Origin of the sequence: Pseudomonas sp. HN2-3 (assembly GCF_020691745.1) — a bacterium.
GTDB lineage: Bacteria > Pseudomonadota > Gammaproteobacteria > Pseudomonadales > Pseudomonadaceae > Aquipseudomonas > Aquipseudomonas capeferrum.
Genome location: NZ_CP085704.1, coordinates 1,708,996 through 1,726,172, shown reverse-complemented (window position 1 = coordinate 1,726,172; position 17,177 = coordinate 1,708,996). Strand labels below are relative to the sequence as shown.

15 protein-coding genes, 1 tRNA gene and 1 pseudogene are annotated in these 17,177 nt (G+C 63.1%); 8 read left to right on the top strand and 9 right to left on the bottom strand.

Annotated features, from left to right (window positions below; all coding sequences use genetic code 11):
• The first annotated feature begins 95 nt into the window (after positions 1 to 95).
• The gene (locus tag LJX93_RS07845) at positions 96 to 536 is read left to right on the top strand and encodes a universal stress protein (RefSeq protein WP_033700428.1); all 441 of its coding nucleotides are present in this window, start codon (positions 96 to 98) and stop codon (positions 534 to 536) included.
• Between the two features lie 64 nt (positions 537 to 600).
• Here LJX93_RS07845 and LJX93_RS07840 read toward each other — a convergent pair whose 3' ends face one another.
• Positions 601 to 2,529 carry an ATP-binding cassette domain-containing protein gene (locus LJX93_RS07840; RefSeq protein WP_033700430.1) on the bottom strand — a complete coding sequence of 643 codons (1,929 nt, stop codon included), beginning with the start codon at positions 2,527 to 2,529 and terminating at the stop codon, positions 601 to 603.
• Positions 2,530 to 2,750: 221 nt separating this feature from the next.
• On the opposite strand from LJX93_RS07840, the gene LJX93_RS07835 reads away from it, so the two are divergent.
• Entirely contained in the window at positions 2,751 to 4,679 is a 1,929-nt protein-coding gene (locus LJX93_RS07835) for a transglycosylase SLT domain-containing protein (protein WP_227696899.1), read from the top strand.
• A gap of 57 nt (positions 4,680 to 4,736) precedes the next feature.
• Here the strand turns inward: LJX93_RS07835 and LJX93_RS07830 are convergent, their stop codons facing one another.
• Together LJX93_RS07830 and LJX93_RS07825 are read right to left on the bottom strand one after the other, a co-directional pair.
• Positions 4,737 to 5,537 carry an MOSC domain-containing protein gene (locus tag LJX93_RS07830; RefSeq protein WP_033700433.1) on the bottom strand — a complete coding sequence of 267 codons (801 nt, stop codon included), beginning with the start codon at positions 5,535 to 5,537 and terminating at the stop codon, positions 4,737 to 4,739.
• 55 nt (positions 5,538 to 5,592) lie between these two features.
• Positions 5,593 to 6,528 carry a chemotaxis protein CheV gene (locus tag LJX93_RS07825; protein ID WP_033700434.1) on the bottom strand — a complete coding sequence of 312 codons (936 nt, stop codon included), beginning with the start codon at positions 6,526 to 6,528 and terminating at the stop codon, positions 5,593 to 5,595.
• A 349-nt stretch (positions 6,529 to 6,877) separates the two neighbouring features.
• Here LJX93_RS07825 and LJX93_RS07820 point away from each other — a divergent pair, with 349 nt between their 5' ends.
• The 3 genes from LJX93_RS07820 to LJX93_RS07810 all read left to right on the top strand — a co-directional run bounded on the left by LJX93_RS07820 (position 6,878) and on the right by LJX93_RS07810 (position 9,310).
• Positions 6,878 to 7,378, top strand: coding sequence for a hypothetical protein (locus LJX93_RS07820; RefSeq protein ID WP_047583289.1), 501 nt, complete (start codon positions 6,878 to 6,880; stop codon positions 7,376 to 7,378).
• A gap of 386 nt (positions 7,379 to 7,764) precedes the next feature.
• Positions 7,765 to 8,661 carry a sensor histidine kinase gene (locus tag LJX93_RS07815; protein WP_227696898.1) on the top strand — a complete coding sequence of 299 codons (897 nt, stop codon included), beginning with the start codon at positions 7,765 to 7,767 and terminating at the stop codon, positions 8,659 to 8,661.
• A complete protein-coding gene (locus tag LJX93_RS07810) occupies positions 8,651 to 9,310 on the top strand; it encodes a response regulator (protein ID WP_033700438.1) in 660 nt (219 codons plus the stop codon). Before LJX93_RS07815 ends, LJX93_RS07810 begins: the two co-directional genes overlap by 11 nt.
• Here LJX93_RS07810 and yegS read toward each other — a convergent pair.
• Positions 9,294 to 10,181: a lipid kinase YegS gene (gene yegS, locus LJX93_RS07805; RefSeq protein ID WP_033700440.1), complete on the bottom strand. Its 888-nt coding sequence runs from the start codon at positions 10,179 to 10,181 to the stop codon at positions 9,294 to 9,296. The genes LJX93_RS07810 and yegS overlap by 17 nt on opposite strands.
• 314 nt (positions 10,182 to 10,495) lie before the next feature.
• On the opposite strand from yegS, the gene LJX93_RS07800 reads away from it, so the two are divergent.
• The gene (locus tag LJX93_RS07800) at positions 10,496 to 11,743 is read left to right on the top strand and encodes a glycosyltransferase family 4 protein (RefSeq protein ID WP_047583285.1); all 1,248 of its coding nucleotides are present in this window, start codon (positions 10,496 to 10,498) and stop codon (positions 11,741 to 11,743) included.
• Here the strand turns inward: LJX93_RS07800 and glp are convergent.
• Together glp and moaB are read right to left on the bottom strand one after the other, a co-directional pair.
• Positions 11,732 to 12,958, bottom strand: coding sequence for a gephyrin-like molybdotransferase Glp (glp, locus tag LJX93_RS07795; protein WP_084213349.1), 1,227 nt, complete (start codon positions 12,956 to 12,958; stop codon positions 11,732 to 11,734). The two genes, LJX93_RS07800 and glp, sit on opposite strands and share 12 nt — an antisense overlap.
• Positions 12,942 to 13,481: a molybdenum cofactor biosynthesis protein B gene (gene moaB / locus LJX93_RS07790; RefSeq protein ID WP_033700442.1), complete on the bottom strand. Its 540-nt coding sequence runs from the start codon at positions 13,479 to 13,481 to the stop codon at positions 12,942 to 12,944. The genes glp and moaB overlap by 17 nt, the downstream gene beginning before the upstream one ends.
• A gap of 194 nt (positions 13,482 to 13,675) precedes the next feature.
• Here moaB and LJX93_RS07785 point away from each other — a divergent pair, with 194 nt between their 5' ends.
• Positions 13,676 to 13,897: a YgdI/YgdR family lipoprotein gene (locus LJX93_RS07785; RefSeq protein WP_027596642.1), complete on the top strand. Its 222-nt coding sequence runs from the start codon at positions 13,676 to 13,678 to the stop codon at positions 13,895 to 13,897.
• 81 nt (positions 13,898 to 13,978) lie between these two features.
• Positions 13,979 to 14,055: transfer RNA gene (locus LJX93_RS07780), tRNA-Pro, on the top strand.
• Between the two features lie 87 nt (positions 14,056 to 14,142).
• Here LJX93_RS07780 and mqo read toward each other — a convergent pair.
• From mqo to LJX93_RS27445, 3 genes and pseudogenes are all read right to left on the bottom strand, one after another.
• Entirely contained in the window at positions 14,143 to 15,711 is a 1,569-nt protein-coding gene (mqo, locus tag LJX93_RS07775) for a malate dehydrogenase (quinone) (RefSeq protein ID WP_033700443.1), read from the bottom strand.
• 168 nt (positions 15,712 to 15,879) lie between these two features.
• Positions 15,880 to 16,584 carry a methyl-accepting chemotaxis protein gene (locus LJX93_RS27450; RefSeq protein WP_410936563.1) on the bottom strand — a complete coding sequence of 235 codons (705 nt, stop codon included), beginning with the start codon at positions 16,582 to 16,584 and terminating at the stop codon, positions 15,880 to 15,882.
• Positions 16,585 to 16,812: 228 nt separating this feature from the next.
• Positions 16,813 to 16,923, bottom strand: a pseudogene (locus LJX93_RS27445) (hypothetical protein); the annotation flags it as partial.
• Between the last annotated feature and the right edge of the window lie 254 nt (positions 16,924 to 17,177).

Here is a 17,177-nt window from a genome sequence, read left to right as displayed (position 1 = left end):
AAAGCGTTGCAAATGAGCTGGTTAGCCATTTTTCACGGAAGACCCGCCCGAAAGCGACCATACTTCTTCTATCGCGATTGTCAGGAGTACCGCTCATGTCCTACGAACATCTTCTGGTTGCCGTCGACCTGACCGAGGAATGCGACCCGGTGATCAAGCGTGCCATGGCGCTGGCAGCGCCGTACAACGCCAAGGTCTCGCTGGTGCACATCGTCGAACCCATGGCCATGGCTTTTGGCGGTGACGTCCCCATGGACCTGTCGCAACTGCAGCAACAGCAGTTCGACCAGGCCAAAGAGCGCATGGACCGCCTGTTCAACAAGTACCCGGACATCCAGCGCGGCGATTCGCACCTGACCTACGGCCAGCCACGCCAGGAAATCCACCAACTGGCCAAGGACCAGAAGTGCGACCTGATCGTCGTGGGCAGCCACGGCCGGCATGGCCTGGCGTTGCTGCTGGGCTCCACCGCCAACGATGTACTGCACGGCGCACCCTGCGATGTGCTGGCAGTGCGCTTGCTGAAGAAGGAATGAGTTGACCTGTGCCAGCTTCTTCGCGGGTTTACCCGCGAAGAAGCCAGTGCAGATCAAAAGCTGATCACCCTTCCAGCTCGGCCCAGCGCTCTACCAGCACATCCAGCTCTGCCTGCAACTGCTCGATCTTGGCCAGCACCGCGGTGGTCTCTTCGATCGACCGCTGATAGAAACCTGGTGCATTGACCTCTTCCTGGGCCGCCGCCATGCGCTGTTCGACCTCGTCGATTTGCCCAGGCAGCATCTCCAGCTCACGCTGCAGCTTGTAGCTGAGCTTCTTCTTCGAGGCATCGGCAGCAGCCGCCACCGGCGCCGGTGCCGCTTGCACTTCCTGCTTCTCAACCACTGCGCTGTTGAGTTCGGACTTGCCGCCTTTGCTCTCGGTTACCCCCAGCAGCTTGGGCGAACCGCCCTGACGGATCCAGTCCTCATAGCCGCCGACATACTCGCGTACCTTGCCCCCACCTTCGAACACCAGGGTGCTGGTGACGACGTTGTCGAGGAAGGCCCGGTCGTGGCTGACCATCAGCACCGTGCCCTTGTAGTTGGCCAGCACCTCTTCCAGCAGTTCGAGGGTTTCCACGTCCAGGTCGTTGGTCGGTTCGTCGAGCACCAGCAGGTTGGCCGGCTTGCTGAACAGCTTGGCCAGCAGCAAACGTGCACGCTCGCCACCCGACAGCGCCTTGACCGGGGTCCGGGCACGCTGGGGGCTGAACAGGAAGTCGCCCAGGTAGCTCAGCACGTGGCGGTTCTGGCCATCGATCTCGATGAAGTCACGGCCTTCGGCCAGGTTGTCGATCACGGTTTTTTCCAGATCGAGCTGATGACGCATCTGGTCGAAATACGCCACTTCCAGCTTGGTGCCACGCTCGACCTTGCCCGAGGTAGGCTCCAGGTCGCCGAGCATCAGCTTGAGCAAGGTGGTCTTGCCGGTACCGTTGGCACCCAGCAGGCCAATGCGATCCTGGCGCTGCAGGACCATGGAGAAGTCCTTGACCAGCATCGGGCCTTCGGCATGGGCGAAGCTGACGTTCTCCAGCACCATGACCTGCTTGCCGGACTTGTCGGCCGCTTCGATCTGGATGTTCGCCTTGCCCTGACGCTCACGGCGCTCGCCGCGTTCGACGCGCAAGGCCTTGAGGGCACGCACACGCCCTTCGTTGCGGGTACGGCGGGCCTTGATGCCCTGGCGGATCCACACTTCTTCCTGGGCCAGGCGCTTGTCGAACAGCGCGTTGGCGGTTTCTTCCGCGGCCAGCGCGGCTTCCTTGTGCACCAGGAAGCTGGCGTAGTCGCCGTTCCAGTCGATCAGGCCACCGCGGTCCAGTTCGAGGATGCGGGTCGCGAGGTTTTGCAGGAAGGAGCGGTCGTGGGTAATGAACAGCACCGCACCATTGAACCCGCGCAGCGCCTCTTCAAGCCAGGCGATCGCACCGATGTCCAGGTGGTTGGTCGGTTCATCGAGCAGCAGCAGGTCAGGCTCGGACACCAGCGCCTGGGCCAGCAGCACACGGCGGCGCCAGCCACCGGACAGCTCGGCCAGGGTCTTGTCGGCGGGCAGTTGCAGGCGGCTCAGGGTGCTATCCACCACTTGCTGCAGGCGCCAGCCGTCACGGGCTTCGAGTTCGTGCTGAACGTGCATGAGTTTTTCCAGGTCTTCGTCGCCCTGGATGTTCTGGCTCAGGTGGTGGAACTCGGCCAGCAGCGCACCCACGCCGTCAAGGCCCTCGGCCACCACATCGAACACGCTGCGCTCGTCGGCCAGCGGCAACTCTTGCGGCAGCTCGCCGATTTTCAGGCCCGGGGCGCGCCAGATCTCACCGTCGTCGCCCTTCTGTTCGCCCTTGACCAGGCGCATCATGCTCGACTTGCCGGTGCCGTTGCGGCCGATGATGCACACCCGCTCACCACGAGCGATCTGCCAGGACACTTTGTCCAGCAGCGGCATGGCGCCGAATGCGAGGGACACATCGCTGAATTTGAGCAGGGTCATATTGGTCTCCAGAAATCGGGCGCGCATTCTACCTGACTTGGGGCCCGAGGGCATTAAGTTGACCACCCTGCGAGGGCTTTACGACATCTGGTCGAACTTAATGTCTTGATACAAGCACTGTGCTTTCATCTGCCGCCGGCAAACGGCTAAGCTAAGGCCATAGCTTCCAACAGTGCTGGCTTCGCCGTCACTTCCCCATGGTTCAACTGCCCGGACGTATCATGCGCAGCCGCCTGTTACAGATTGCATCCTGCCTGCTGCTTACCGCCGCCACCGCCAGCGCGGCGCAGGCCCTCGACCTCACTCAACAACGCCAGTACTACGACGAGGCCAAGCGCGCCCTGGCCAAGGGCGACAAAGGCCCTTACCTGCGCTATGCCCAACAGTTGCGCGACTACCCGCTGACGCCTTACCTCACGTACGACGAGCTGACCGCGCGCCTGAAAAGCGCCAGCAACGAGGAGATCGAAGGGTTCCTGGCCAAGCATGGCGACCTGCCCCAGTCCAACTGGATGAAACTGCGCTGGTTGCGCTGGCTGGCCGAGCGCGGCGAATGGAATACTTTCGTCAAGTACTACGACCCCAAACTCAATTTCACCGAACTGGACTGCCTCAACGGCCAGTACCAGTTGAGCCACGGCCTGCGCGCCGAAGGGTATGCCACGGCCGACAAGCTGTGGAACGTCGGCAAGTCGCAACCGGCGGCCTGTGACACCCTGTTCGGCATGTGGGCCGCCGAAGGCCAACTGACCGAGGCCAAGCGCTGGAACCGCGCCAAACTGGCGGCACAGGCACGCAACTACGGCCTGGCCAACAACCTGGTCAAGACCTTGACCACGCTCGGCCCACAAGGGCGTCTGCTGATCGACGTGGCGCAAAAACCCGAGCTGCTCAACCAGCCATCGCGCTTCAGCCCGGTCAACGAAGCCATGTCCGACGTGGTCAGCCTCGGCCTGCGCCGCCTGGCCCGGCAGGACCCGGAGCGGGCCATGGCGCTGCTCGACGACTACGCCCAGCGCATGCACTTCTCGCGCGATGAAAAAGTCGCCATCGCCCGCGAAATCGGCCTGACCCTGGCGCGCCGTTACGACCCTCGCGCGCTCGACCTGATGACCCGCTACGACCCCGAGCTGCGTGACAACACCGTCAGCGAATGGCGCCTGCGCCTGCTGCTGCGCCTGGGCCGCTGGGAGGATGCCTACGAGCTGACCAAACGCCTGCCCCAGGACCTGGCCAGCAGTAGCCGCTGGAAGTACTGGCAAGCCCGCAGCCTTGAGCTGGCCCAGCCGAACAACCCGCAGGTCACCCTGCTGTACAAGACCGTGGCGCGCGAGCGTGATTTCTATGGGTTCCTTGCAGCCGACCGGGCGCAGACCCCCTACCAGTTGAACAACAAGCCACTGGTACTGAGCCCGCAACTGGTCAGCAAGGTGCGCAACACCCCGGGCATCCAGCGCGCGCTGGAATTCCATGCCCGCGGGCAGATCGTCGATGGGCGCCGCGAGTGGTACCACGTCAGCCGCCACTTCAACCGCGACGAGATGGTCGCCCAGGCACGCCTGGCCTACGACCTGCGCTGGTACTTCCCGGCCATCCGCACCATCAGCCAGGCGAAGTACTGGGATGACCTGGATATCCGCTTCCCGATGGCCCACCGCGACACCCTGGTGCGCGAGGCCAAGGTCCGTGGGCTGCATTCGAGCTGGGTGTTTGCCATCACCCGCCAGGAAAGCGCCTTCATGGAAGATGCACGCTCCAGCGTGGGCGCCAGCGGCCTCATGCAACTGATGCCGGCCACCGCCAAGGAAACCGCGCGCAAGTTCAGCATCCCGCTGGCCTCGCCTGCGCAGGTGTTCAACCCGGACAAGAACATCCAGTTGGGGGCCGCGTACCTGAGCCAGGTACACAGCCAGTTCAATGGCAACCGGGTACTGGCTTCTGCGGCCTATAACGCAGGCCCCGGACGAGTACGCCAGTGGCTCAAGGGCGCCAAGCATTTGAGCTTCGATGTCTGGGTCGAATCGATACCCTTCGATGAGACACGTCAGTATGTGCAGAACGTGCTGTCGTATTCGGTGATCTACGGGCAGAAGCTCAACTCGCCGCAGCCGCTGGTGGATTGGCACGAGCGGTACTTCGACGATATGTAGCTGCGTCGGGGTCGTGTAGGGGCCGCTGCGCGGCCCTTTCGCAACGGAAGGCCGCGCCTACAAGACCTCGACTTCCATACCTACTTCAAGTACGCCACTGCCATCCACGGCCAGGTTCTGGCCGAACAACACATCCCCCTCCTTCTCGCGGAACGTCTTGAGCGTAGTCATCGGCTCGCGGTCTGCGCTGCGCTCGCCGGTCAACGGGTCGATCGTGGTGAAAATGCAACGCACACTGGGCTTGAGCACTCGAAACTCCAGCGCGCCGATGCGAATCCGCTTCCAGCCATCCTCGGCAAACGGCTCTGCACCCTGCACCACCAGATTCGGCCTGAACCGCAGCATCTCCATCGGCCGGCCAATGCGCCGGTTCAATTCGTCCAACGAACCCTGGCCGATCAACAGCAGCGGAAAACCATCCGGAAACGCCGCACGGTCACTGTTGAGGCCATAACCATTGGGCAGATAACGCGCCCGCTGTTCCGGGCAATAGACGAGCCGCACGTCCTTGCCAAGCAGCGCCGACAGCCACAGCGCTGCCGCATCGCCGGCATCCGGTACCCGCAGGGTGTCACGCCAGAGGGTCACCCCCCGCAGGTCGTCGTCTGCAAGCGGTACGGGCACGCGAAGTGGCGCCTGCCCTGGGGCCTCCAGCAACAACTGCCCGGCAGCATCGTAGCTCGCCCTGAGCTGGCCGAGCTGAGGCCAGGCACGTTGGGTGAGAAAGCGGCCATTGTCTGCCTCCACCACCATCCAGCGACGGTCACCCAACAACCCCAATTGGCCAACCGGTGACGCCTGCAGGCTTTGCGCCCGCCCCGACTTCACCGGGTACCGATACAACTCACTCAGAAACATCCCTGCCGCCTCGCGTCATTCAAAACGCCAAGCTTATACCCCGCAGGGCCCGGTATCACGCAGTAGCGGAATCCAGCAGCAGCCGCTGCTTGACCACCTCGACCAGACGATCCGGCTGGAACTTGGACAAGAAGTTGTCACAGCCAACCTTCTTGACCATGGACTCGTTGAAACTGCCCGACAACGAGGTGTGCAGCACCACGTAGAGCTGACGCAGGCGGGCATCGCTGCGGATCTCGGTGGTCAACCGGTAGCCGTCCATCTCCGGCATTTCGGCATCGGTGAACACCATCAGCAGCTTCTCGCAAACATCCTCACCGGCATCGGCCCAGCTCTTGAGCAGGCGCAAGGCTTTCAGACCATCGCTGGCCACGTGCAACTTCATGCCCAGTTGCGACAGGGTGTCGCGCAACTGCGCCAGGGCTACGCTGGAGTCGTCCACCAGCAGCACTTCACGCCCTCTGGCGCGGGCCAGCACCGGGTCGGCGAGGCGTTCGCCGGAGACCTTGGCGTTGTAGGGCACGATCTCAGCCAGCACCTTCTCCACATCGATCACTTCGACCAGTTGCTCGTCGACTTTGGTGATGGCGGTGAGGTAATGCTGGCGCCCGGCACTGGTAGGCGGCGGCATGATCGCTTCCCAGTTCATGTTGACGATGCGGTCCACGCCACCCACCAGGAAGGCCTGCACCGAGCGGTTGTATTCCGTCACGATGATGGTGCTGTCCGGCCCAGGCTGCAGTGGGCGCATGCCAATCGCCTGGGACAGGTCGATCACCGGCAAGGTCTGCCCACGCAGGTTGACCACCCCGCAGACGAAGGCATGGCGCTGCGGCATCAGCGTCAGCTTGGGCAGTTGCAGCACCTCCTGCACCTTGAACACGTTGATCGCGAACAGCTGCCGACCTGCCAGGCGAAACATCAGAATTTCCAGGCGGTTCTCACCCACCAATTGCGTGCGTTGGTCTACCGTGTCGAGAATGCCAGCCATTGGAAGCCCCCAGGCTTGAGTCGAAAAGTTGAGTTCTTCACCCTGTATCGGCGGATTCACGCACACCTTGACCCTTGCTGGAAAATGCCGCCGAGGCAATTGATATCACTTTACCATCATGCTTTACTGCGGGCACTTCACGGTGGCTGTCTGCCGCTTTGCACCTTGTTGCACCCTAGCCGCACATCAGGGAAACCCTTAGTGGCAATCGGGTGCAACCTGATGTTCGCGATATCCATTAGCCATTAATGTGACACCATTCTCATTGCATGAATGGAGTCAGGCTTTTGCTCGCTATCGTATCGCCGTGTCCGCCCCTTGCTGCAGCTCCAAGCGCTGGAGCGTCCTGATGGACAGTGCCTTATCGTTTGAAGCTGCCCTGCAGGAGTTTCTGCTGGATGCGCATGTCTTGCTGACTCAGTCCCAGGAGTGCCTGCAGCACCTGGAGCTGATCGACAACGATGCAGATGCCTGCAAGTGCCTGAACACCGCCCTCGACACCCTGGCCCGCCGTGCCAGCCGCCTGCAATTGGTTGAGGTTGCCCACTACACCACCGTATTGCAGCAACTGCTGGCACCCGCCTGCGAGCAGCAACGCCTGCTGCGTGGGGCCTTGCCGGCGACGGATGCCTGCCTGACTCTGCTGGCCTGGCAACTGGAGCTGACAGACCCCAGCACCGGGCAGCTGAACCTTGATAGCGGTGAACAGGTCACGCTGCTTACTGAATTGGCCAGTGTTTTGGAACAACCGCTACCGCAAACGTGTGCCTCGTGCGAAGAACAGGGCAGCCGCTGCCTTCACCCCCACGTAGACGCTACCCCCGACACGCGCCCTCGCGCTGCGCATTAACTCACCCGAAGAGCAACTAAGGGCCTTGTTCAAGCCCACGATGGTCTAACTTGGAAGTTCCCCCAAGTGTCGGCCGCAATACCGCTGGCATTAACCCGCTAGTTGCTCTGAAAGTGATTGCCAGCCGAATAACGGATGGCATTTTGCTACTTGCGCTAATCGGACGGACGTCCCGGAATACCCCGTAAACCATGAGGTTTCAAAGCGTTGCCCAGCAGCGACCAACGCCACGCGAAGTGTTACCATGCTCGCCAGCGAATGCCTGCAGTCTGTAACAAGGCTGATTGAGGACGTGACCCGGCAAAACTTCGAAAGTAATGCGCCAGAGCCTCTAGCAAGACGTGTGCAAGGCCTCCATCAGCAACACTTCAGTGGCTTCTCTATTTATGTTCCCACGCTTGAAGACTCCCCTGCGCTGCTGCTCCCGTACTGCGCTGCTGCGCTGGACGACGATAGTATTGTGCGTGGCCTCGGTGGTCGCCAACCTGCTGCTGTACATGGCCGGCAAACCGATGCCAGCCAGCCTGTTGCTGCTGCACGCTGCGGCGATGCTCGGCGTGGGCCTGCAGGTAAGCCTGGGGGCAGGGTCGATCCGCCTGCACCCGGCAGAACTGGCCAAGCGCATGCTCAAGGTTCAAGAAGGCGAGCGCCAGCAGCTGAGCCGCGAACTGCATGACGACATCGGCCAACTGCTCACCGCCGCCAAGCTTCAGTTGCAATGGCTGCAACGGCGGGTGCCCGATGAACTGCACAGCCACTGCGATACCCTGCGCACCACGCTCGACGACGCCCTTGGCAACGTGCGCGATGTTTCCGCCTTGCTCAACCCGCGGCAACTGGCCAGCCTTGGGCTCGAAGCCAGCCTTCGCGCGCACCTGCTGCGCACGCTGGAAAACACCGACGTGCACTGGAGCCTGGCATGCAACCAGCGCCTCAGGGGCATTGACGAAGCCGTCGCGATGGCCGTGTTTCGCATCACCCAGGAGGCCGTGACCAACATGCTGCGCCATGCCCAGGCGCGCAACCTGTCGATCCGCCTGCAACGCAGCCACGCCGGGCTTGCCTTGAAGATCGAGGACGATGGTCGCGGTTTTCTCCCCGCCAGGCACCCGGCCGCGTCGGGCCAGCGTGGCCTGGCTGGCATGCAGGAACGCGTGACAGCCTTGCAAGGCCGCCTGCAGATCACCAGCCAGCCGGGCCTTGGCACGCAGATCGAAGCCCTGTTCCCGTGGCCGCCGCGCACCCGGGAACGCGCCAGGACCTTGACCGCCCATGACCTGTAAATTGCTGCTGGTCGACGACCACTCACTGATACGCGCCGGGGTGCGCGCGCTGGTCTCCGACATCCCTGGCTACTGCGTGGTCGGTGAGGCCGACGACGGCAATCTGTTACTTGAGCAGGTGCGCACGCTGGCACCCGATATCGTTTTGCTGGACATCTCCATGCGCTCGACCAGCGGCCTGGATGCCCTGACCCAACTCAGCGCCAGCGGCAGCACCTGCAAGGTGCTGATCCTGTCGATGCACACCGACCCGGACCTGATCATGCGCGCCCTGGAAAGCGGCGCCCATGGCTACCTGCTCAAGGACACCAGCGCCACCGAACTGGAGCAGGCCCTGTGCGCCCTGCGCAACGGCGAGCGCTACCTCAGCCCGGCAATCGCGCACACGGTCATCAACCAGGCATTGCTGCACACTCAGCATCGCAAGCAACCGAGCGGCGAGCGCCACACCCTGACTGCCCGCCAACTGGAAATCCTGCGCCTGATCGTGCGGGGCAAATCGACCCGGGAGATCGCCAGCGGCCTGGGGCTTTCGATAAAAACCGTGGAAACCCACCGCTCGCAGATCATGAAACGCCTGCAGATTCACGATGTGGCAGGCCTGGTGCTATACGCGGTGCGCGAAAAAATCATCAGCCTGGACGACTGAGCAACGGCGACCCGGCCGGCAAGTGCAGGCGCAGCGCCGCTGGCCTTGCCTCGAAGCGCAGGCTGTCGGCCTGCAACGGCTCGCCATCGAGGTTGATGTCCAGGCCCTGCGAGCTCTTGATTTCAACCCACGGCAACCTGGCCCGCACAAACAACCCATCGCCGGCCACCAGGTCGCGCAATGCCCCCACCACCTCCTGCGGCGCCGGCAAGATGGCGATGTCGAGCAGGCCATCGTCAGCCAGCGCATCCGGGCACAGTACCTGGCCACCGCCGGCCTGCCGGCCATTGCCGATACCCAGTGCCAGCACGTCACCTTGCCAGTGAAAATCCGGGCCCTGCAGCTCTACCGACGCCGCCTGCAACTCGCTGAAACGCGACAACCCCGTGAACAGATAGGCAGCAGCGCCCAGGACCTTTTTCAGGTCCTCGGAGGTGTTCGCCGTGACCTGGCTGCCGAAGCCACCGGTGGCCATATTGAGAAACAACTGATCACCGACCTGCCCCAGGTCGATTGGTTGCGCCGGGTTGTTCAGCAGCGCCAGCGCCTCTGCCGGCTCCAAGGGCACCCCCGCAGCCTTGGCAAAATCATTGGCGGTGCCCAGCGGCATCAGCGCCAGGCTGGCGTCGGTCGCCGCCAGGCCCATGGCCTCTGCCACATCGCGCAAGGTGCCGTCACCGCCCCCGGCGACGATATGGCTGTAGCCGGCTGCCAGTGCCTCGGCCACCAGGCGCTGGGCATCCCCGGCCTCCCAGGTTACCCGCACATCCAGCACCCAGCCGGTCTCGCGCATCGCCAGAACGGCACTGCGCAGCGCTTCGTTCATCGCCTGCTTGCCGTGCAGGATCATCATTGCCTTGCGCCCTTGCATCGCGCTTCTCCGAGAAAAATGACCAACCCTGATCTCGACCACTGACGCACACTGATCGTTGCATACCGAACACAATAAACAATGGATTTCAGCCATTTTCCACACACCCGCCAATGCCCGGCTATGCTCAGAAAACGCACAGTTGACAAGTATTTGACCCAAGCGCTGGAAATCACCCCGCGAGTCAGCATATTGACTCGGTCAACCTTGGGCCCCTATTTCCGATAGCCATGGACGCGCCCCGGCAGCAGTGATCAGCTGACTGCCGATGGGCGCGTCTTTTCATCCGCGATCTGTTGCGAGGATTCCGGGACATGCGCATTCTCTGGACACTGCCCTACCTGCCTTGGCCGACCACCAGCGGCAGCAAGACCCGGCAATACCACCTGATGCGCGCACTCGCCCAGCGTGGCCACCGGATCACCCTGCTGGTGCAGTCCAAGATCCCCTTGAGCGACGCTGCCCGCGAAGCCCTCGAGCCCTTGCTCGAACGCTTGATCGTAATGCCCAGGCGTGCCCTGCACAGCCCGCTCAACCTGCTGGCATCACCGATCATCGACTACCCCATGCGGGCGATCATCAATGGCCTGGCGCCCTGCCTCAGGCACCGCTTCGAGCAATTGCTGGACGAGCCCTGGGACGTCATCCAGATCGAGCACAGCTACAGCTTCCAACCGTTCGAGAAGGCCCTGCAGGCCCGCGGCCTGCCCTACATGCTCAGCGAACACACCTTGGAATCGGTCATGGGCGGCGCTCGCCATGACCGCCTGCCGCTGTGGCTGCGCCCACTCAACGCATTTGATCGCTGGCGCTATCGGCGCTGGGAGCAACGGGTACTGCGCCAACCCACTGAAGTGGTGGCCGTCAGCAGCCATGACGCCGAGCTGATCGCCCAGATCAGCGGCCGCCCGGTGAACGTGGTGGTCAGTGGCGTTGACTGCGACTTCTATCAGCAGGTGCAACCCTCGCTGCACAGCCAGCGCCTGCTGTTTGTCGGCAACTTCGAATATGGCTCCAACCTGGAGGCCATCGAATGGGCGCTGGAAGAGATCATGCCGCAGGTGTGGATGAGCAACCCAGCAGTGCGCCTGGCCATTGCCGGCCATGCCCTGCCCGCCAGCTGGAGGCTGCACTGGAACGACCCACGCATCGAATGGGTCGGTTATCGCCCCGACCTGCGCGAGCTGCAGCGCCGCTCGGCACTGTTCTTCGCCCCCCTGCTTTATGCCGGGGGCTCCAAGGCCAAGGTGCTCGAAGCGATGGCTGCCGGGCTGCCGGTGATCACCACCAGCAAGGGTGTTTCAGGGCTGGCCGTGAACAACGCTGAGCATTACCTGGGCAGCGACGATGGCGACCAACTGGCGCTGCTGATCACCCAGTTGCTCAACCAGCCGTGGCGCATGGCGCAGTTGAGCGAAGCCGGCCGGCAATTCGCCCGCCAGCGTCACGACTGGAGTGTCGCGGCGCAGCAACTGGAAAACGTGCACATGCGCCTGCACCAGGCACAGCCCACCGACGCTACGCAATTGGTGGGAGGCTGGCTCGGTCGTTCAGCCAAGTAGCTCGCTGAACGGGATAAACGGCACGCTGTCACCCAGCTTGGGCGTGCTGCCTTCGCGCACCTCCACCAAGCCTTCGGCCCAGGCCGCACTGCGCAGCACCCCAGAGCTCTGGTTCTTGTAGATGTGCACCTGGCCATGCTCGATGCGGGCGCGCAGGTACTCGCGCCGCATGCCTGGCTTGGGCCAGTCGAAGCCTGCCGGCATGTCGAAGCGCAGCGGCGTGACATCGGCCACACCCTGGCGCCGCAACAGGTACGGCCGCGTCAGCAGGCCAAAGGTGACCAGCGTGGAAGCCGGGTTACCCGGCAGGCCGATCACCGGCACACCGCGAAAATGGCCGAAGGTCAGTGGCTTGCCCGGCTTGATAGCCAGCTTCCACAAGGCCAGTTCGCCGGCCTCACGCAAAGCGGCCCCCAGGTAATCGGCCTCGCCAACAGAGACACCGCCGGTGGACAGGATCAGGTCAACATCGCCCAGTGCCCCCAGGCATTCACGGGTACGCGCCAGGTCATCATGCAGAATACCCGCATCCCGAACCTCGCACCCCAAACGCTGCAACCAGCTGACCAACAGGCGACGGTTGCTGTTGTAGATCTGCCCTGGTCCCAAGGGCTGGCCAGGCTCGATCAGCTCGTCACCGGTAGACAGCACGGCCACGCGCACCTTGCGCACCACGTCCAGGCGGGCCTGGCCGAGGGTTGCAGCCAAGCCCAGCTCGATCGGCCCCAGGCGCGTACCGGCGCTCATCACCTGCTCGCCCTGACGCGTTTCCTGGCCTTGTGGGCGGATGTTCTGGTCGGTTTTCAATGGTTCGAGGAAGCGTACCCGACCGTCGTCAGTCACGTCGGCGTTTTCCTGCATCTCGACACAGTCAGCGCCGGCCGGCACCGGTGCGCCGGTGAAGATGCGCGCACACGTACCTGGCTGCAGGGGCTGCGGGGCATGGCCGGCAAAGATACGCTGACTGACCGGCAAGGGCTCGCCCTGCCAGTCCGCCAGGCGCAGGGCGTAGCCATCCATGGCGCTGTTCGGCCAAGGCGGCAGGTCGAGAGACGCCACCAGGTCGCTGGCCAGCACTCGCCCCTCGGCTTCGGCCAACGGCACGTTTTCGGTTTCCCGGATCGGTGCGGCCTCTGCCAGCGCAAGCAACCGCGCCAAGGCGTCTTCCACCGGCATCAGCGGCCGGGCCTGATTGACCTCAGCCACGGCTTTCACAGGCCGCTGCCTGCTTCAGGTGTGGCACGAAATTGCACGGGCGATGGCGGGCATCGAGCTGTTCGGCGAGGATGCCGTCCCAGCCGGTGCGCACTGCATTGGTCGAGCCCGGCAGGCAGCACACCAGCGTGCCATTGGCCAGGCCTGCCAGCGCGCGCGACTGTACGGTAGAGGTGCCGATATCGGCCACGGAGATCTGCCGGAACAGCTCACCGAAACCGTCCACCTGCTTGTCCAGCAGGCAGGCCACGGCCTCGGGCGTGCTGTCGCGGCCGGTGAAACCGGTGCCGCCAGTAACCAATACCACCTGCACGCCTTCCTCGGCGATCCAGGTCGCGACCTGGGCGCGAATCTTGTACAGGTCATCCTTGAGCAACACCCGCGCCGCCAGTTGATGACCAGCCGCAGTCAGGCGGTCGACGAACAGTTGGCCGGAGGTGTCGGTGTCGAAGGTACGCGTGTCGCTGACCGTCAGCACGGCGATGTTCAGCGGCACGAAGGGGGTATCTGCCTTGGCTTTCATGGGTGTCCGTCACAAGAAGATGGGATGGCGCATTTATAACACAGCACACCCCCGACACAGCGGCGCGCCCCTGTGCCCTTGCCCTTGCCCTTGGTCAATACTCAGGTTTTGCCGCTATGCTGCACTGTAAAGGAACTTGCGCGGACGCCCTGCGTCATAACTGTCATCTAGCACCATCGCACTGGAGAAACACGATGATTCAACGGACCCTTCCCGCCTTTCTGCTTGCCCTGGGCCTGGGCGCCCTCGCTGGCTGCGCATCGCCAACCGTCATTACCCTGAACGATGGTCGCGAGATCCAGGCAGTGGACACCCCTTCGTTCGACGAGGACTCGGGCTTCTACGAATTCGAGCAACTTGATGGCAAGCGTACGCGCCTGAACAAAGACCAGATCCGTACCGTCAAAGAGCTGTGATCTGGCTTCCCTTTTTGGCAAACGCCCTTTTAACAACAAGGGCTTGCGTGCAAAAAAGGGATGCAGTAGGATTTCGTTCATCGGAGTGTAGCGCAGCCAGGTAGCGCGTCTCGTTCGGGACGAGAAGGCCGCAGGTTCGAATCCTGTCTCTCCGACCAAATCCTATTCAAGAAGCCCGCCTTGCGCGGGCTTTTTGTTGTGCGCCAAAAATGCCCCCTGCATGCACAGGGGGCGGCAGGCGCGGCTTACTGCTCGGCCTGCACGGGCACGTACAGCAGTTGCAAACGCTCGCTGCTCCATGCCCGAGTCTGGTTGGTCAGCTCAAGGTTGTTGTTCAGCTTCTGCCCGTAGCTGGGTACGATCTGCTTGAGCCTGGCCTGCCATTCAGGGCTCTTGAGGCGGTCCTTGAAGGTCTTCTCCAGCACCGTCAGCATGATCGGCGCGGCAGTCGAAGCGCCTGGCGAGGCCCCCAGCAGCGCGGCGATAGTGCCGTCCTGGGCAGCGACCACTTCAGTGCCGAACTGCAGCACGCCACCGAGCACCGGGTCCTTCTTGATCACCTGCACGCGCTGGCCGGCCTGCAGCAGCTTCCAGTCCTGGTTCTTGGCATTGGGGAAGTACTCGCGCAGGGCATTCATGCGGTCGTCGAAGCTCAGCATCAATTGCCCCATCAGGTAGGTGCTGAGGTCGATGTTGTCGATGCCGGCGTTCACCATCGGCAGGATGTTGTGGCTGTTCAGCGACGCGAACATGTCCAGCAGCGAGCCGTGCTTGAGGTACTTGGTGGAGAAGGTCGCGAACGGGCCGAACAGCAGCACCTGCTTGCCGTCGATCATACGTGTGTCCAGGTGCGGGACCGACATAGGCGGTGCACCGACCGACGCCTTGCCGTACAGCTTGGCCTGGTGGCGCGCAACCACGTCCGGGTTGTCGGTCATCAGAAACTGGCCACCCACCGGGAACCCGGCATAGCCTTCGGCTTCGGGGATGCCCGACTTCTGCAACAGCTTGAGCGCGCCACCACCGGCACCGATGAAGACGAACTTGGCGTTGACCGCCACTTCGTTGCCGCCATTGGCCAGGTCGGCCACCACCACCCGCCAGGTGCCGTCATCGTTGCGCACGATGTCACGCACTTCATGGCTAAGGTTCACGCTGACGTTAGGGTTGCGGGTCATCGAGGCGAACAGCTGACGGGTGATCTCGCCAAAGTTCACGTCGGTGCCGATCGCCATGCGCGTGGCTGCGACCTTCTGTTGAGGGTCACGGCCTTCCATCACCAACGGCGCCCATTGGCGGATCTGCTCGTGGTCTTCGCTGATCTGCATGCCACGGAACAGCGAGCTGTGCTGCAGGGCAGCGACGCGCTTGTGGAGGAAGGCAATGTTGTCGTCGCCCCACACAAAGCTCATGTGCGGCACGTTGTTGATGAACGTTTTCGGGTTGTTCAGCACGCCTTGCTCGACCTGGTAGGCCCAGAACTGCTTGGAGACTTCGAATTGCTCGTTGACGCCCACGGCCTTGCTGATGTCGATGCTGCCATCCGTGCCGACACTGGTGTAGTTCAGTTCGCAAAACGCGGAGTGGCCGGTACCGGCGTTGTTCCAGGCGTTGGAGCTTTCTTCGCCCACCTGGTCCATGCGCTCGTAGACGTCGACCTTCCAGTTCGGCTCCAGCTCGGTAAGGTAGGTGCCCAAGCTGGCACTCATGATGCCGCCGCCGATCAGCAGGACGTCGACGGTCTTGTCCGGCTCTGCGGGTTTGGAGCAGCCGATGACGCTCAGGCAAAGGAGCGTCAGCAGGATTTTTTTCATTAGTAGCGCAATCCGATTGAAGTGAAGGATTGGCGCCCTAAAGCAGAGAGTGTGCCAACTGGCATTAGACCAATGGCTAAGGGGTGAGACACCCGGTCGCATGGCGACAATCCGCCACAGTTGCGCCAGGTTCAGCGCAACAGTGGCGGATTTCCCCGCGCCGGAGGGTCAGGCCGTCAGCCGCGAAGTCACTTCCCCCAACTGCCCGGACAACCCATGCAAACGCTGCCCGGCCTGCTCGGTCTGCTGCACAGCTGCCTGGTTGGTGGTAGCGATGCGGGTAATTTCGATCAGGTTGCGCGAGATGTCCTCGGCCACGCTGGTCTGCTCTTCGGCCGCCGTGGCGATCTGCCGGTTCATGTCACGGATCGCCTCCACCGCCGAGGTGATGCGCTGCAGCATCTGCCCCGCCTGCTGCACCTGCTCGGCACCCTCCTCGCTGCGCTGCTGGCCACTTTCGATGGCCTTGACCGCCTCTACCGCACCCGACTGCACCGCTTCGATGATCTGGTGAATTTCGGCGATCGATGCAGCGGTGCGCTGGGCCAAACTGCGCACCTCGTCGGCGACCACCGCAAAGCCGCGCCCGGCCTCGCCCGCACGGGCCGCCTCGATGGCTGCATTGAGCGCCAGCAGGTTGGTCTGCTCGGCAATGCCGCGGATGACTTCGAGCACCTTGCCAATCCGCGTGCTGTCATGCTCCAGGTCACGGATCACCGCGGCGGTACCGGCGATTTCGCGGTTGACCACGCCAATGATGTCGATGGTCTGCTGCATCACCTGCTCGCCAGCCTGGGCACTGTGATCGGCATCATCGGCCGCGCGGGCGGCGTCGGCGGCGTGGCGAGCCACCTCCTGAGCGGTGGCGGACATCTCATGCATGGCCGTCGCCACCTGATCGGTGCGCTGGAACTGGTCATGCGTGCCCTGGGCCATGTCAGCCGCGATGCTGCGCAGCTGGCCACTGGCGCCTTCCAGCTCCTGGGCATTGTCCTTGAGCCGGCCGACTGTCTCGGCAAGAAAATCACGCAGGGTATTGGCCGCACGAGCCAAGCGCCCCAGTTCATCTTCACGGCGGCTGTCCACACGCGCAACGAAGCGCCCCTGGCTCAACTGCGCGACATACTCGATCAACTGGCGAATCGGCTCGATCAAGCTGCGATTGACCAGCCACAGGCTGAACAGGCCGACCAGCACCGCCGAGCCCAGCATCACCAGCAAGCCCAGCCACACCGTACGCTCTGCGCTGGCGTTGATGCTCGATGCACGCTCGCGCGCATCGGCGCGCAGTTGTTCGACCAGCTCGCTCATCTGTTCGCTGGCGGCACGGTCCACGCCCTTGACCGCAAGGTCGCCTGCAACCGGGTCACCACCTGCGGCGACAAACGCCTGGCGGCCCTGCGCGTAAGCCTGGCCCAGTTGCAGATGGCTGGCACGCAGCTGTTGCAGCGGCGCCTTGAGCTTGG

Bases quoted from the DNA above. Each gene is read 5' to 3' on its own strand.
- LJX93_RS07845 (WP_033700428.1), top strand. From the start codon at position 96: ATGTCCTACGAACATCTTCTGGTTGCCGTCGACCTGACCGAGGAATGC.
- LJX93_RS07840 (WP_033700430.1), bottom strand. From the start codon at position 2,529: ATGACCCTGCTCAAATTCAGCGATGTGTCCCTCGCATTCGGCGCCATG.
- LJX93_RS07835 (WP_227696899.1), top strand. From the start codon at position 2,751: ATGCGCAGCCGCCTGTTACAGATTGCATCCTGCCTGCTGCTTACCGCC.
- LJX93_RS07830 (WP_033700433.1), bottom strand. From the start codon at position 5,537: ATGTTTCTGAGTGAGTTGTATCGGTACCCGGTGAAGTCGGGGCGGGCG.
- LJX93_RS07825 (WP_033700434.1), bottom strand. From the start codon at position 6,528: ATGGCTGGCATTCTCGACACGGTAGACCAACGCACGCAATTGGTGGGT.
- LJX93_RS07820 (WP_047583289.1), top strand. From the start codon at position 6,878: ATGGACAGTGCCTTATCGTTTGAAGCTGCCCTGCAGGAGTTTCTGCTG.
- LJX93_RS07815 (WP_227696898.1), top strand. From the start codon at position 7,765: ATGTTCCCACGCTTGAAGACTCCCCTGCGCTGCTGCTCCCGTACTGCG.
- LJX93_RS07810 (WP_033700438.1), top strand. From the start codon at position 8,651: ATGACCTGTAAATTGCTGCTGGTCGACGACCACTCACTGATACGCGCC.
- yegS (WP_033700440.1), bottom strand. From the start codon at position 10,181: ATGCAAGGGCGCAAGGCAATGATGATCCTGCACGGCAAGCAGGCGATG.
- LJX93_RS07800 (WP_047583285.1), top strand. From the start codon at position 10,496: ATGCGCATTCTCTGGACACTGCCCTACCTGCCTTGGCCGACCACCAGC.
- moaB (WP_033700442.1), bottom strand. From the start codon at position 13,481: ATGAAAGCCAAGGCAGATACCCCCTTCGTGCCGCTGAACATCGCCGTG.
- LJX93_RS07785 (WP_027596642.1), top strand. From the start codon at position 13,676: ATGATTCAACGGACCCTTCCCGCCTTTCTGCTTGCCCTGGGCCTGGGC.
- mqo (WP_033700443.1), bottom strand. From the start codon at position 15,711: ATGAAAAAAATCCTGCTGACGCTCCTTTGCCTGAGCGTCATCGGCTGC.
- LJX93_RS27450 (WP_410936563.1), bottom strand. From the start codon at position 16,584: ATGTCCGCCACCGCTCAGGAGGTGGCTCGCCACGCCGCCGACGCCGCC.